Origin of the sequence: Streptomyces sp. CRCS-T-1, from assembly GCF_024442335.1 — a bacterium.
In the GTDB taxonomy this organism is placed as follows: Bacteria; Actinomycetota; Actinomycetes; order Streptomycetales; family Streptomycetaceae; genus Streptomyces; species Streptomyces koelreuteriae.
This window is the reverse complement of sequence record NZ_CP101651.1, coordinates 4663894-4678498: the sequence shown is the minus strand read 5'-3', so window position 1 is coordinate 4678498 and position 14605 is coordinate 4663894. Positions and strand designations below refer to the sequence as shown.

At 70.5% G+C, this 14605-nt stretch carries 13 protein-coding genes and 1 pseudogene; 6 read left to right on the top strand and 8 right to left on the bottom strand.

Annotated elements, in window-relative coordinates:
- Positions 1 to 73: 73 nt before the first annotated feature.
- Positions 74 to 928: a helix-turn-helix transcriptional regulator gene (locus NNW99_RS21325; protein ID WP_215120726.1), complete on the bottom strand. Its 855-nt coding sequence runs from the start codon at positions 926 to 928 to the stop codon at positions 74 to 76.
- 6 nt (positions 929 to 934) lie between these two features.
- Positions 935 to 1450, bottom strand: a complete 516-nt coding sequence (locus tag NNW99_RS21320; protein ID WP_215120725.1) for a DUF6879 family protein — start codon at positions 1448 to 1450, stop codon at positions 935 to 937.
- A gap of 576 nt (positions 1451 to 2026) precedes the next feature.
- Between NNW99_RS21320 and NNW99_RS21310 the strand changes: the two genes are divergently transcribed.
- Positions 2027 to 2170 (top strand): hypothetical protein, encoded by a 144-nt coding sequence (locus tag NNW99_RS21310; RefSeq protein ID WP_215120724.1) that lies wholly within the window; start codon positions 2027 to 2029, stop codon positions 2168 to 2170.
- Positions 2167 to 2724 carry a hypothetical protein gene (locus NNW99_RS21305; protein ID WP_215120723.1) on the top strand — a complete coding sequence of 186 codons (558 nt, stop codon included), beginning with the start codon at positions 2167 to 2169 and terminating at the stop codon, positions 2722 to 2724. The genes NNW99_RS21310 and NNW99_RS21305 overlap by 4 nt, the downstream gene beginning before the upstream one ends.
- A gap of 320 nt (positions 2725 to 3044) precedes the next feature.
- On the opposite strand, the gene NNW99_RS21300 is transcribed toward NNW99_RS21305, so the two are convergent.
- Entirely contained in the window at positions 3045 to 3503 is a 459-nt protein-coding gene (locus NNW99_RS21300) for a pyridoxamine 5'-phosphate oxidase family protein (protein WP_215120722.1), read from the bottom strand.
- A 99-nt stretch (positions 3504 to 3602) separates the two neighbouring features.
- On the opposite strand from NNW99_RS21300, the gene NNW99_RS21295 reads away from it, so the two are divergent.
- The 3 genes and pseudogenes from NNW99_RS21295 to NNW99_RS21285 all read left to right on the top strand — a co-directional run bounded on the left by NNW99_RS21295 (position 3603) and on the right by NNW99_RS21285 (position 5679).
- Entirely contained in the window at positions 3603 to 4253 is a 651-nt protein-coding gene (locus NNW99_RS21295) for an SUMF1/EgtB/PvdO family nonheme iron enzyme (protein WP_215124382.1), read from the top strand.
- Positions 4254 to 4268: 15 nt separating this feature from the next.
- Positions 4269 to 4826: pseudogene (locus NNW99_RS21290) on the top strand (GNAT family N-acetyltransferase); the annotation flags it as partial.
- A 16-nt stretch (positions 4827 to 4842) separates the two neighbouring features.
- On the top strand, positions 4843 to 5679 hold the full coding sequence (locus tag NNW99_RS21285; protein WP_215120721.1) for a phosphotransferase enzyme family protein: 837 nt from the start codon (positions 4843 to 4845) through the stop codon (positions 5677 to 5679).
- A 158-nt stretch (positions 5680 to 5837) separates the two neighbouring features.
- On the opposite strand, the gene NNW99_RS21280 is transcribed toward NNW99_RS21285, so the two are convergent.
- The 3 genes from NNW99_RS21280 to NNW99_RS21270 form a co-directional block, all read right to left on the bottom strand.
- Positions 5838 to 6827 carry a DMT family transporter gene (locus NNW99_RS21280; protein WP_215120720.1) on the bottom strand — a complete coding sequence of 330 codons (990 nt, stop codon included), beginning with the start codon at positions 6825 to 6827 and terminating at the stop codon, positions 5838 to 5840.
- Between the two features lie 162 nt (positions 6828 to 6989).
- Positions 6990 to 8126 (bottom strand): peptidoglycan bridge formation glycyltransferase FemA/FemB family protein, encoded by a 1137-nt coding sequence (locus tag NNW99_RS21275; RefSeq protein WP_215120719.1) that lies wholly within the window; start codon positions 8124 to 8126, stop codon positions 6990 to 6992.
- A gap of 100 nt (positions 8127 to 8226) precedes the next feature.
- A complete protein-coding gene (locus NNW99_RS21270) occupies positions 8227 to 11145 on the bottom strand; it encodes an FAD-binding and (Fe-S)-binding domain-containing protein (RefSeq protein ID WP_215120718.1) in 2919 nt (972 codons plus the stop codon).
- 86 nt (positions 11146 to 11231) lie between these two features.
- Between NNW99_RS21270 and serC the strand changes: the two genes are divergently transcribed.
- A complete protein-coding gene (gene serC, locus NNW99_RS21265) occupies positions 11232 to 12350 on the top strand; it encodes a phosphoserine transaminase (RefSeq protein WP_215120717.1) in 1119 nt (372 codons plus the stop codon).
- A gap of 106 nt (positions 12351 to 12456) precedes the next feature.
- Here the strand turns inward: serC and NNW99_RS21260 are convergent, their stop codons facing one another.
- Together NNW99_RS21260 and NNW99_RS21255 are read right to left on the bottom strand one after the other, a co-directional pair.
- Positions 12457 to 14034 (bottom strand): alpha/beta hydrolase, encoded by a 1578-nt coding sequence (locus tag NNW99_RS21260; RefSeq protein WP_215120716.1) that lies wholly within the window; start codon positions 14032 to 14034, stop codon positions 12457 to 12459.
- A gap of 217 nt (positions 14035 to 14251) precedes the next feature.
- Positions 14252 to 14542, bottom strand: coding sequence for a hypothetical protein (locus NNW99_RS21255; protein ID WP_215120715.1), 291 nt, complete (start codon positions 14540 to 14542; stop codon positions 14252 to 14254).
- Positions 14543 to 14605: the final 63 nt, after the last annotated feature.

The following is a 14605-nucleotide window of genomic DNA, read 5'->3' as shown; positions in this document are numbered from 1 at the left end:
TGGCTGCCCGGACGGCTACAGCCTCCAGGCGCCGAGACGGGACCCCGATGGGCATCTTCCTGCTCTTACGAAGTCAGCGCAGGGCCTCGATCGCACGCAGGATCAGCGTGCGGGCCTCCGCTCCGTAGACGGCGAGTTCGGTGAGCCGCGCGAACCCTCGAAGGTAGATGTCCAGCTCTCCCGGTTCCGTAACGGTCACCTTCGCGGCCAGCAGCTCCACATGGATACGCACATCGTCGAAGACCGTGAACTGCTCCAGCGGCCACATGACCTGTTCCCGGGAAACCGTGGCCGGGATGATCCCCAACGACATCGAAGGGAGCGCCATGGTGGCGAGGAGGCTGCCCAGTTGGCCGGCCATGACCTCCGTGTCGCCGACGCGGTGGTGAAGGACGTGCTCCTCGATGAGCGTCGCGAATCGGTGGTCTCCTTCATGAACGACGCGCGACCTGCGCAGGCGGGCCTCGACGGCCTCGCTCACATCGTCCGGGGTGCCGCGAAAGCCCGCGATGGTGCCCATGAGAGCAGTTGCGTAGCCGGGTGTCTGGAGGTAGCCGGGGATCACATGGGAGGCGTACACACGGAACAGGCGGGTGCTTTCGTAACGCGGTGTGGAGGCCTCCTGCAACTGCTTCATGCCGGTCCGCTGAAGTCGCTTCCACTGGACGTACATGGAGTCGGCCTGGCGGTTGGCAGCGATCAGGTCCGGTGCCTGGTCGCCGGCGCCGCAGGCAGTGCACCAGGCGCGGACGTCCGCGTCCGACGGAGCGGTGACGGCGTTCTCGATGCGCGAGGACTTGGCGACGGACCAACCGCAGCGGTTGGCGAGTTCCTTGCCGGTGATGCCCGCGTCCAGGCGCAGCTCCCGCAGACGAGCGGCGAGAGCCGCGCGTGCTTCCTGCACGCTGGACGTGGGGAAAGTGGACATGGCTGGTTACTTGATCTCGTACTCGTCGTGCGGAACGGCCCGCTCCCAGACTCTCTCAAACGCAGCGGCGTGCTGTTCCACCACGGCTGGGTCGCCGCATAGTTCCTTGCCGCTCCAGTGCCCGTCACCGGTGAAGTGGTGGACGCGCACGAGTTCACCGTCGAAGATCCAGAAGTCGCTGCCTGGCAGCAACAGGTCCCACGCGCTGCGTCGTGGCAGCCAGCGCACCAGCTCTCCCGCCTCGATATTGGCGGCGGTTTGGTAGTGCTCCCAGCGGATGTAGTCGGTGACCGGCTCGGACACGACGCGGGCTCGGCGCACGGTTACGCCCCGGGCGACACTGTCGGCGATGTCCTGATGGAAGGGCCGCCACCAAGAGGCCCGGTTCTCCCATTCGACGCGGTCGCCGCGCTGCCAGGCCTCGAAGCGCGGGTTGCTGAAGTAGGCATCGCGCATCTCCAGGTGGACAGCGGATTTCTCGGCGCCGGCGAGGAGTTCACCGAAGTCCGGGATCGAGCTCATCGCACGCCTTCCTGATGATCGGGACCATTCGGGCCGGGATCCTGATGACCGTCTCGCCAGGCGGGATGGGTGCCCTGGCCGGAGACAGCCTGTCGCAGGTCACGGTCGTCTCCTGGTCTGCCTCGTAGCTCTGGATCAGCAGGTCTGACGTATCCGTGTCCACCCAGACTGTCGGGCACCCGTCCTCGTCCGTGTCAGGGTCGATTCCGACGAAGTGAATGTTCATGGCGGTCGGCCTTCCGCGCTGGTCGATTGCAGCGATTTACACCACAGTCATACGCACTGCTCACACGGTCAAGAGCGCCTGCCCGCTGTCACCCACAATGCTCAACTGCCGTGTAATTCAATGCAACTTCGTAGCGACCAGGAGCCGCCGCTTCCTAACGTCAGGAGTCACGACAGAACCCCGGCGAGACACCGAACTCCCGGGGCGTGGCCCCCGCTGCGAGGAGCGTCGACACCGTGACCGTTACAGCCCTGTCCACCGCGGCCGAAGTTCCGCCGGACCTCTCGGTTGTGCGCAGCACCGCACAACGGGTTCTGGGCCGGGCTCCGGCCCGGACCACGTGCCGAGCGATGAACAAGGAAGGCGCGAACGCCAATCTCCCCTGCGAGACGCACGACCAGCTGCACGACCAGCTGCACGACACGTACCGGCAGGCCCGTACGTCCACGGCCGGTCTCGGCCGCCGACGCCGCACGGCAAAGGCCTCCGCATGATCAGTGCCGTGACCGCGCCCGGGACGCACAGCCCGGACAACAGGCCGGCCGTGGAACGGTGGCTGCTGTCCGCGCACTCGGAGCCCGAGCAGGCCCGCGGGGAATGGGGCGAGAACGGGGTGGTGCTGCTGCCTCTCGGGGCCCGGTTCTCCGCTGTCCGGATCCCGCGTGAGCTGGTGATGAGTGCGGCCCGGCTGGAGGAATCGAAGGACTACCTCGTCGACGTCATGCTCGACGAGTTCCTCGGCGAGACGCTCAATGAGGGACCCGTCATCTTCGACCAGCACAGACAGCGGTACTACGTGCTCGTACCTGGCAGCACGCCCATCCGATGGCACAAGGCGGCCGCGTCCTGGCGCACTCTCGGCGTGGACTGCCTGGGCCTCGACACCTACCTGGGTGTCCCCCGCCTCAACGCCAACCGCGGATACCCGGAGCATTGGTCCTCCTACTGGGCGGTCCCGATGCGGTCGCCCGGTGCGCTGTGCAACGTCATCGACGTAGCCCGGCTGATCGCCGCGGGCAAGCGGAATCTGGCAGAGGTAGCGGAGTGAGCAGCACCGGCCACGAGGCGACTTCGGGCCCTGCCCGGAGAACGGAAGGAGAGGTGCCGGTGTACTGCGCGCGGTGCGACAAACCGATCCAAGGCGAGCACGACACCATCGACAACCCCGGTGCTTCCGGGTCCGGCGCCACGATCCCCGTGTGCAAGGGCTGGTGCCCGAGCGCGCCCCAGCGAGATGCCCCCTCCAGACCCCGCTCCTCGCGCGTGCGCCGACCGCGCCGTTAGCGGACCACCGCGGGGCCGCCCTCCGTCGAGGGGCGCCGCTCACCCGACGAGGTCGGAAAGGGGCGTTGCCGAGCACCCGTGGGACTATCCGTCGATGTCGAGCGCCGTCCCGTACAGTCGGTCCACCCTCAACCGGACGACCACCCGGCGCTCGGCGACCAACTCCTCCAGGAACGCGCCCTCGTCCTCCGGCCTCGCGCCCTGCGGGATCATCCCGAGCAGCTCCCGCCCGACCGCGTCCCCGGGAACCGTGGTGACCTCCGAGACCTCGGCCTCCCCCTCCGCGACGGCGAACGACCACACGTCACCGCCCTGCACATGCAGCGCCGCACGCGGGTCGCGTCTCAGGTGCTTGACCTTGACGCGGTCAGCCGTGGTCGAGAACCGCACGATCCGGGCCTCGCGGTCCCAGCTGTAGACCATGGTCGTCAGGTGGGGCCGGCCATCGCGCTTGACACTGGCGAGCGTGCCGAACTGCTGCTTGCCGAGGAGGTCGGAGAGGGCTTCGTCGGAGAGGGGGCGGGGGCCCGGGCGTTGAGTCATGGACGGAGCAACTTCGGTATCTGCTTGGATATTTCGTCACGGGCGCCCATAGGCTCACTCCGCATGGGAGTTGGCGCAGGCACTGGCGTGGAGAGCGAGATGATTGCCGTCCCGGCCGGGGTGGTGACCTTGTCAGACCGGCGGACTCAGCGGAGTTGGACGGCCGAGGTCGGGGCATTTCGAATGTCGGCGTTTCCCGTCACCCAGGAGTTGTACGCCCAGGTCACCGGGGAGTGGCCGAGTGCTGCGCGTGGGGAGCGGCTGCCGGTCGAGGGGGTGTCGTGGTGGGACGCGGTTCGGTTCTGCAATGGGCTGTCCCGTAGGGACGGGCTGACGCCCGTGTATCGGCTGCGCGGCGAGGACGAAGGTGTCGAGTGGGACGCCGTCGGCGATGGGTACCGGCTGCCGACCGAGGCGGAGTGGGAGTACGCCTGCCGGGCCGGGAGTGCGGGTCCGCGTTATGGCCGGCTCGATGAGGTCGCCTGGTATCGGGGGAACTCGGATGAGCAGGTCCATGCGGTGGGCGGCAAGCAGGCCAACGCGTGGGGGCTGTACGACATGCTGGGCAATGTCTGGGACTGGTGCTGGGATCTCTACGACGCCGAGGTCTACGGGACGTACCGGGTGCTGCGGGGCGGTGGCTGGTCCGACGAGCACTGGAGTTGCCGGGCGTCGGTGCGGCGTCGTAGTCATCCGACGTTCCGGATCGACGATGTGGGGTTCCGCGTCGCGCGGTCGGGGTGTCGGTGAGAGGCGGGCGGTTGGATGACCGCCGTGAGTGAGTGGGGACCCGGGTGTGCCTGGCCGCCTGACCCGATCAGGACCGAACGGCTTGTGCTGCGCGAGTCCGAGGGCCGGGATCGTGTGGTGTTCGTCGAGTTGTTCGCTTCGCCGGACGTGGGCGCCTACGTCGGTGGGCATCGGTCGCGTGAGGAACTCGAGCGTGCGGTGCCTGAGGTGCCCGGGCGGCGGCCTGGATTCTTCGTGGTCGAGCTCGACGGAGTGATGGTCGGCATGGTCACGCTCGATCGGCGTGACGTGGGGCGTCCGGGGCATGTCCGGCCGAAGGGCGGGGAGGCCGAGCTCGGTTTCCTGTTCCTGCCGGAGGCGTGGGGATGCGGGTACGCCGTCGAGGCGTGCGGGGCGGTGCTCAGCTGGTTCGGCGACTGGCTTCCCGGTGAGCCGGTGGTGCTGTGCACCCGGACCGCCAACGGGCGTGCGATGCGCCTCGCGGAGAAGCTGGGGTTCGCCGAGGTGGAGCGGTTCGAGGAGTACGGCGCCGAGCAGTGGTTGGGTGTGTGGTCCTCGGTCACGCCCGGAGGAGAGGGATCAGGCGACGATGCAGGTGTCAGAGGTACAGCGTGCGAGGGCCGCGGCCCTGTCGATCGCCTCGTCACTCGGCCTGAGAGCCGACGACGCGATCGTTCTGCATGACTCGAACAAGCTCACCCTGCGCTTGCTGCCCTGTGACGTCCTGGCCCGGGTGGCGCCGGTGGCGGATCAGGTCGCGTGGTTCGAAGTCGAGGTGGCTCAGCGGCTCAACGAGGTCGGGTGCCCGGTGGCCGCTCTCGAGCCGCGGGTGGAGCCACGCGTTCATGAGCGGGACGGCTTCGTCATCACGCTGTGGACCTACTACGCACCCGTGACGCCGAGTGAGGTCTCACCGGCCGACTACGCCCACGCGCTCGCGCGGCTGCATGCCGGGATGCGCGAGATCGACGTCCCGACGCAGCACTTCACGGACCGGGTCGAGCAGGCCCGGCGGCTCGTGGCGGACCGCGAGCGTACTCCCGAGCTCGCCGACGCCGATCGGGAGCTGCTCGGCGACACGTTGCGGGAGCTGAGGCGAGTGATCGGGGAGCGGGGTGGGGTCGAGCAGTTGCTGCACGGCGAGCCGCACCCGGGGAATCTGCTCAGCACGGGGAACGGGTTGCTGTTCATCGACCTGGAGACCTGCTGCCGTGGGCCCGTCGAATGGGACCTCGCGCATGCGCCCGAGGATGTCGGCGAGCACTATCCGGGTGTCGATCGGGAGTTGCTGCGCCTGTGCCGGATCCTCGTGCTGGCGGTGATCACGGCGTGGCGCTGGGATCGAGACGATCAGCTCCCGAACGGGCGCCGGCTGGGTACGGAGTGGCTCGGCCAGATGCGGGCGGCACTCGATCGCGAGCCCTAGCCGCGGCCGCAGCCCAGCCCGGCTCAGCCCGGCCCGGCTCAGCCCGGCCCTCCAGCCCACAGCCTCAGAACCCAGCCCCTAGCCCGCAGCCCTCCGAGCCGAGCCCTAGCCCGCAGCCCTCCGAACCGAGCCCCTAGCCCCCAGCCCTAGCCCTAGCCCTAGCCCTCCAACCCCGTACTCTCCAGCGCCGCCGTCCTCTTCCGCCCCCGCCCCACCTGCGTCCGCACTGCCCCCATACTCGCCGCAACGACCAGGGCAATCGCCGCGGCCTCCATAGCCGTGAGGGCCTGGTCGAGGATGAGGAAGCCGGCCGTCGCGGCGATGGCGGGCTCCAGGCTCATCAGGATCGCGAAGGTGGAGGCGGGCAGGCGGCGCAGGGCGAGGAGTTCGAGGGTGTAGGGCAGGACCGAGGAGAGCAGGGCCACCGCCGCGCCCAGCCCCAGCGTCACCGGGTCGAGCAGCTTCGTCCCCGACTCGGCGATGCCCAGCGGCAGGAACAGCACCGCACCGACCGCCATCGCCAGGGCCAGCCCGTCCGCCTGCGGGAAGCGGCGGCCCGTACGGGCGCTGAAGACGATGTACGCCGCCCACATGGCGCCCGCGCCCAGGGCGAAGGCCGCTCCCACGGGGTCGAGGCCGCTGAAGCCTCCGCCGCCGAGGAGGAAGACACCGGCGAGGGCGAGCGCCGCCCACACCAGGTTGATCGCGCGGCGGGAGGCGAGGACCGAGAGGGCGAGCGGGCCGAGGACCTCCAGCGTGACGGCGGGGCCCAGCGGGATGCGGGCGACGGCCTGGTAGAAGAGGCCGTTCATCGCGGCCATGGTGATGCCGAAGACGACGACCGTGCCCCAGTCGGTGCGCGAGTGGCCGCGCAGCCGCGGACGGCAGACCAGCAGCAGGACGACCGCCGCCACGAGCAGGCGCAGCGCCACCACCCCGAGGGCACCCGCCCTCGGCATCAGGGTCACCGCCAGCGCACCGCCGAACTGCACGGAGATGCCGCCCGCGAGCACCAGGCCCACGGGACCGAGGGACCCGAGACGGCCGAGGCCGCCGGGGCCGCCCGGGCCGCCGGCCGGGGAAGGCGTGGCGGCCGTCGCGGCGGACTGGGGTGTGGTGGCGCTGGCAGGAGTGGCGGGCGTGGTCACGGGCGGTCCTGTGCTGGTCGGCTCCGGGTGCGGGCTGTGGGTGCACCCCCATGTACTCCACGTACATCCCGATGCACTACTCAGTCCACAGTAATGGACTCAGACAGGTGCGTGAAGTCCTTTTGCCACTGTCTCGGGCTCTGAGACGTCAGCGCCGGGACGTCAGCGCCGGGAGAGGTAGAGGCCGAACGCCTTGTACAGCAGCCGGTTGAGGGGGTACTCCCATTCGCCCAGGTACTCCACGGCCTCGCCGCCGGTGCCCACCTTGAAGCGGAGCAGGCCCAGCAGATCGCTGGACTCCTCCAAGGTGTCGGTGATGCCGCGCAGGTCGTAGACCGCGGCGCCGAGTGCGTGCGCGTCGGTCATCATGCGCCACTGCACGGCGCTGCTCGGCTGGACCTCGCGGCGGCGGCCGGTGGAGGCGCCGTAGGAGTACCAGACGTGGTCGCCGACGGTCAGCATGGTCGCGGCGGCGAGCACCTCGCCGTCGTGGTAGGCGAGGTAGAGCCGCATACGGTCGGGGTGCTCGGCGGTGAGCGCCCTCCACATGCCCTGGAAGTAGGACAGCGGGCGCGGGATGAACCGGTCCCGCTCGGCGGTCTCGCCGTACAGCTCGTGGAAGGCCGGCAGATCCTCGATGTCGCCGCGTACGACCTTCACGCCGGCCTGCTCGGCCTTCTTGATGTTGCGCCGCCACTGCTGGTTCAGACCGCCCTGGATGTCGTCCAGTGACCGGCCGGCGAAGGGCACCTGGAAGACGTAGCGGGGCTGCCCCGCCGCGAAGCCGTTCTCGCCGCCGGTCTCGGTCTGCCGCCAGCCCATGCGGCGCAGATCGCCCGCGATCCGGCCGGCCCTCGGGTCGTACGACGTCGCCCGCACGTCCCGCAGCCGCCCGGCGGCCGGGTCCGCGATGCCCGCCTTGACCGCCTCGGCGCTCCAGCGGCGCACCGCGACCGGCGGGCCCATCCGCACCGCGAAGGCGCCCCGGCGTCTCAGGTGCGCGAGCATCGGCTCCAGCAGCCGTTCGAGGCCGGGCTCGTGCCAGTCGAGGAGCGGGCCCTCGGGCAGATACGCGAGGTATCTCCGCAGCCCGGGCAGCTGCGGGCCGGGCAGCGGGCGCAGCAGGACGAGCCCGGCGCCGACGAGCCGCCCGACCGCGTCGAACCAACCCAGGCTCTCCGCCCGCCAGTCGGGCTTCACCTCGCCCCAGGAGGGGACCTGGGTGTGGCTGGCGGAGGGGCGGGCCGCGACGAACGCTAGGTGCTCGTCACGGGTGATCGGCTTGACGCGGATACTCAACGCGGGCTCCTTCGAGTGGCTGACCCCGCGAGCCTAGGAGCGCCCCCGGCCCTCCCCCGGCTCAGACACTCGGGTCCCAGCGTCGCGTGGTCCGTTCGCCTCAAGCACGTCCGCGTTCGTCCGTGGGGGCGGCTCCCCCTCCTTCCTGATCCCCCGCACCCTCCAGCCCCGCCGCCAGCACCTCCGCCAGATGGCTCCCCCGCACCCCCGCGAGCTGCTCCAGCTGTGTGCGGCAGGAGAAGCCGTCGGCCAGGACCACCGTGCCGTCCGGGGCGTTACGTACCGACGGCAGGAGCTGTTCCTCCGCGCAGGACGTGGACACCTCGTAGTGGCCCTGCTCGAAGCCGAAGTTGCCGGCGAGGCCGCAGCAGCCGCCGCTCAGTTCGCCGGAGAGCCCGGCGGCCGCGCGCAGCCGGCGGTCGGCGGTGTCGCCCAGTACCGCGTGCTGATGGCAGTGGGTCTGCCCGGCCACCGGGCGGTCCAGGCGCGGCGGTGTCCAGTCGGGGGCGTGGCGCTCCAGCGTCTCCGCGAAGGTGAGGACCTTCGCGGCGAGGCGGGCCGCGCGCGGGTCGTCGTGCAGCAGCTCGGGGACGTCGGTGCGCAGGGCGGCGGCGCAGCTGGGCTCCAGGACGACGACCGGGGCGTCGGTCTCCAGCACCGGTTCCATCAGGTCGAGGGTGCGGCGCATGACCGCCCGGGCGCGGTCCAGCTGGCCCGTCGACACATACGTCAGCCCGCAGCAGACCCGGCCCCGGCCGCGCAGCACCGACAGCGGATCCATCGCGACCGTCCGCCCGTCGCCCACCGGCGATTCCACCAGCCGCAGCGTCGGCGGCAGCCCCACTCGCAGCCCGGCCGCCTCCAGCACCCGCACGGCGGCCTGTCCGACGGAGGGCGAGAGGTGCTCGGTGAAGGTGTCGGGCCACAGGATGACCAGATCGCCGGAACCCACCGCCGCCTCACCCCGCCGCCGCTCCCACCACCGGGTGAACGTCCGCCTCGCCACCCGCGGAATCTCCCGTTCGGGCGCGATCCCGCCCAGCCGCTTCGCCGCCCACGCCAAGGGCCGGATCCGGGCGAGGGCGTTGACCAGGGCCGCCGTGCGCGTACGGGACACCGCCCGGAGCCACACCGGGAGCCGTCCCATCGAGTAGTGCGCGGCGGGGCGGAGCCGACCGGCGTAGTGGTGGTGGAGGAACTCCGCCTTGTACGTGGCCATGTCGACCTCGACCGGGCAGTCCGAGCGGCAGCCCTTGCAGGACAGGCACAGGTCGAGGGCGTCCCGCACCTCGGTCGAGCGCCAGCCGTCCGTCACGACCTCACCCGCGAGCATCTCGTGCAGCAGCCGGGCCCGCCCGCGCGTGGAGTGCTCCTCCTCGCCGGTCGCCCGGAAGGACGGGCACATCACGGAGGAGCCGGACACCGACGTCGTACGGCATTTGGCGACGCCCACGCAGCGTCGTACCGCCGCCGAGAAGTCACCGCCGTCGGAGGGGTAGCCGAAGGCGACGTCGACCGGTTCGCGGGGCAGGACGGAGAAGCGGAGGTCGGCGTCGAGGGGGGCCGGGCGGACGAGCATCCCCGGGTTGAGCAGGTCGTCCGGGTCCCACACCCCCTTCGCCCGCTCGAACAGGCCGACCATCTCCTGGCCGTACATCCTCGGCAGCAGCTCCGCCCGCGCCTGCCCGTCGCCGTGCTCCCCGGACAGCGAGCCGCCGTGTGCCACCACCAGCTCCGCGAGGTCCTCCGAGAAGCGGCGGAAGCGGGCAACCCCGGGCTCGGTCAGCAGGTCGAAGTCGATCCGGACGTGGATGCAGCCGTCCCCGAAGTGCCCGTACGGCGTGCCGCGCAGCCCGTGCGCGGTGAGCAGGCCCCGGAAGTCCCGCAGATACGCCCCGAGCCGGGCGGGCGGCACCGCGCAGTCCTCCCAGCCCGGCCAGGCCTCCGTGCCGTCCGGCATCCGGGTCGCCGTACCGCTCGCGTCCTCCCGGATCCGCCACAGCGCCCGCTGCCCCGCCGGGTCGGTGACCACCAGGGCGTCCACGACGTCGGCCGCCCGCACGATCGTCTCCGCACGCGCGCGTGCCTCGCCCGCCGACTCCCCGCCGGTCTCCACGAAGAGCCAGGCCGTTCCCTTGGGCAGGGCGGTCGCGGACGGCACCAGGTCCGCCGACATGCCCTCCACCGTCAGCGGCCCGAACGGCAGCAGCCCGGCCGCCGCCTCCGCGGCCGCGCTCTCGTCGGCGTAGCCCAGCACGGCCAGCGCCCGCGCGCGGGGCGCCTCCACCAGTCGTACGACCGCCTCCGTCAGCACCCCGAGCGTGCCCTCGGAGCCGCAGAAGGAACGGGCCACATCGGCGCCGTGCTCGGGCAGCAGGGCGTCCAGCGCGTATCCGGAGATACGGCGGGGCAGCTCCGGGAAGCCCGTGCGCAACCGGGACAGCTCGCCGTCCACCAGGGCCCGCAGCCCGTCCGGGGCCCCGGACCAGTCCTGCCCGAGCCGCAGCCGCCGTCCGCGCGCGGTGACCACGTCCAGCTCGCGCACGCTGTCCGCGGTGGTCCCCCACGCCACCGAGTGGGAGCCGCAGGAGTTGTTGCCGATCATGCCGCCGAGCGTGCAGCGGCTGTGCGTGGAGGGGTCCGGGCCGAACCGCAGCCCGTGCGGGGCGGCGGCCTCCTGGAGCCGGTCGAGCACCAGCCCCGGCTGTACGACGGCGGTACGGGTCACCGGGTCGAGTGACAGGAGCCGGTTCATGTGCCGGGTGAAGTCGAGGACGACTCCGGTGCCGGTGGCCTGCCCGGCGATGGACGTGCCCCCGCCCCGGGCGACCACGGGCACGCCGTGCTCCCGGCACACGGCCAGGACGGCGGCCACGTCGTCGGCGTCCACGGGGGCGACGACCCCGCGGGGGACCCGCCGGTAGTTGGACGCGTCCATCGTGACGAGCGCGCGGTCCGTCACGCCGAACCCCACGTCACCGCGGACCACGCCGCGAAGCTCCGCCTCAAGTTCCGACATGGGTCCATCCCATACCCACCGCCACCCCGTCTCACCCGACGGACGACGTTTCGCCCAGGTTTCCGGAAACGGCTACGCTCCCCTGCGTGGCTGAGATCCAGATTCCCGCTGACATCAAGCCCGCCGACGGACGTTTCGGCGCGGGCCCCTCCAAGGTGCGGACGGAAGCGCTGGACGCGCTGGCCGCGACCGGCACCTCCCTCCTCGGCACCTCCCACCGCCAGGCCCCGGTCAAGAACCTGGTCGGCCGGGTGCGCGAGGGCATCCGTGAGCTGTTCCAGCTCCCCGACGGCTACGAGGTGGTCCTCGGCAACGGCGGCTCCACCGCGTTCTGGGACATCGCGACGCACGGCCTGATCGAGAACAAGTCGCAGCACCTCACCTTCGGCGAGTTCTCCTCCAAGTTCGCCAAGGCCGCGAAGCTCGCCCCCTGGCTCGCCGACCCGGACGTCATCTCCAGCGACCCGGGCACGCACCCCGAGCCGGTCGCCGAGGCGGGCGTGGACGTCTACGCCTTCACCCACAACGAGACCTCGACCGGTGTCGCCGCCCCCATCAAGCGGGTGCAGGGTGCCGACGAGGGTTCCCTCGTCCTGGTCGACGCCACCTCCGGCGCCGGCGGCCTGCCCGTCGACATCGCCGAGACGGACGTCTACTACTTCGCCCCGCAGAAGTCCTTCGCCTCCGACGGCGGCCTGTGGATCGGCGTCTTCTCCCCGGCGGCGATCGAGCGCGCGGAGCGCATCCACGCCTCCGGCCGCCACATCCCGGAGTTCTTCTCGCTGCCCACGGCGATCGACAACTCCCGCAAGAACCAGACGTACAACACCCCGGCCCTCGCCACGCTGTTCCTCCTCAACGACCAGCTGGAGTGGATCAACGGCCAGGGCGGCCTGGACTGGTCGGTGCGCCGCACGGCCACGTCCGCGCGGACGCTGTACGGCTGGGCCGAGGACGTCAAGTACGCGAACCCGTTCGTCACCGACCCGGCCAAGCGCTCCCAGGTCATCGGCACGATCGACTTCACCGACGACGTCGACGCCGCCGCCGTCGCCAAGGTCCTGCGCGCCAACGGCATCGTCGACACCGAGCCGTACCGCAAGCTCGGCCGCAACCAGCTGCGTGTCGCGATGTTCCCGGCGATCGACCCGGCGGACGTCGAGGCGCTCACGAAGTGCGTCGACTACGTGATCGAGAAGCTTTGATCTTTTCTCGTACGTGACCTCTCCCGTACGTAACTGAGGGCGCCCCGCACACGCGGAGCGCCCTCAGTCATATACGCCAGAGCTCAGGCAGGTCAGACAGGCATGTTCAGCCGCCGAAGCCCAGGATCCCGCTCAGGGCCTTGCCGGCCGCGCTCGACGCCTTCGCCGCGGCGGCCTGCGGCTTGGGGTCGGCCAGCTTCTTGCAGACCGCGTCGGCCGTGCCGCTGCCGTGCGGCACCTTGCCGTTGGTGAGGTAGGCCGCCAGGTGCTTGTCGAGGCAGGCGTTGCCGCCCAGCGTGATGCCGTGGTTGCCGCCGCCCTGCTCCACGACCAGGCTGGAGCCCTTCAGCAGACGGTTCATGGTGACGCCGCCCTGGTACGGGGTGGCCGCGTCGTCCGTCGCCTGGAACAGCAGGGCAGGCGGGAGCTTGGAGTTGGAGACGTTCACCGGCTTCTGCGACTTCGTCGGCCAGAAGGCGCACGGCGCGTTGTACCAGGCGTTGTTCCAGGCCATGAACGGGGCCTTCTCGTACACGGCCCAGTTGTCCTTGCGCCACTGGTTCCAGTCGCGCGGCCAGGAGGCGTCACGGCACTGCACGGAGGTGTAGACGCTGTAGCCGTTGTCGCCGGAGGCGTCGATGGCGGCGATGTTGTCGTACGCCTTGACCAGCGCGGCGGTGTCCTTCTTGTTGACGTAGGCCGCGAACGTCTCGGCGAGGGTGGGCCAGTAGGCGTTGTTGTACCCGCCGGGTATGAAGATGTCCTCCAGTTCGGAGGCGCCCACCTTGCCGCCGGCCGGCTTCTTGGCGAGGGCCGCCCGCATGGCGTACCACTTGGCCTCGATCTTCTTCGGATCGGTGCCGAGCTTGTACGTGGAGTCGTACTTGGCTATCCAGGCCATCAGCGCCTTGTGACGCTTGTCGAAGGCGTAGTCCTGCTTGATGTTGGCGTCGTACCAGACCCCGGTCGGGTCGACGATCGAGTCCAGCACCAGGCGCCGCACGCGCTCGGGGAACAACTTGGCGTAGACGGCGCCGAGATAGGTGCCGTACGAGTAGCCGAAGTAGTTGATCTTCTTCGCGCCGAGGGCCTTGCGGATGGAGTCCATGTCCTTCACGGCGCTGACCGTGTTGATGTACGGCAGGACGTCCTTGTACTTCGTGCCGCAGGCCTGGGCGAAGGACTTGGCGCGCGCGAGGTTGGCCTTCTCGATCGCGGGCGTGCTGGGCACGGAGTCGGGGCGCACCGGGTCGAAGTGGCCCGGCTTGCAGTCCAGGGCGGGCTTGCTCTCGCCCACGCCGCGCGGGTCGAAGCCGATGACGTCGTACTGGGCCGCGACCTCCTTGGGCAGGGAGGAGGCGACGAAACCGGCCAGCGACAGGCCGCTGCCGCCGGGGCCGCCGGGGTTGACCAGGAGCGGGCCCTGGTACTTGGAGGCGGTGTGCGGCACCCGGGAGAGCGCCAGCGTGATCTGCTTCCCGTTCGGCTTCGCGTAGTCGAGCGGGACCTTCACCGACGCGCACTGCATCGTCGGGGAGTCGTCCGTGGCGCACTTCTTCCAGGTGACCTTCGCGGCCTGGGCGGTTGTCGCGGACCGCGACGCGTCGGCGCTGGCGGGAGCCGCGGTGAGGGTCCCGGCCAGCACGACGGTCGCGCCGCACAGTACGGCTGCGCTTCTTCTCATGGAGTTCTCTCAGAACGGTGAGGGGGGTCAGGCCCGTGAGTCACACGGGCCGTGCCGCATCGTTTCGGAAGAGCACGCCATGCACATACATATTCGACCGAGACTTGACCGAATCGAGTCATCCATCGCGCCCAAACCCCTTTAAAAGAGGGGTGCTTGGGCCATTCACGCCCAAACACCCTTCTCGCCGTGCGGGTCAGGGCCTACAAGGAGCAGGTCAGGAGGCGGGGAGGGAGCGGAGGAAGCCGGGCGACTTCTCCTGCTTCTCCTTCGCCTCGTCGCCGTCGCAACGGGTCTCCGTCGTGTTGTTCTGGGGCCCGAACAGGACGGACCAGACGATGCTCTCGAGGCCCTGCCGCTGAGTGTTGGACGTGTAGCACTGGGAACGCCGGTTCTCGTAACCGTCGGACGGCGCGGCACTGTGGGCCGCGACGGGTGCGGCGGAGGTCAGGGCCGACGCGAGGATGATGACGGCCGCACCAGCCGAGTGCGCCAGAGATCGAGGCATACGGTACAAACGCGGAGTTTTCATGATCACACCTTGAGCGGAAAAACGCCCGGGAGGAAGGCT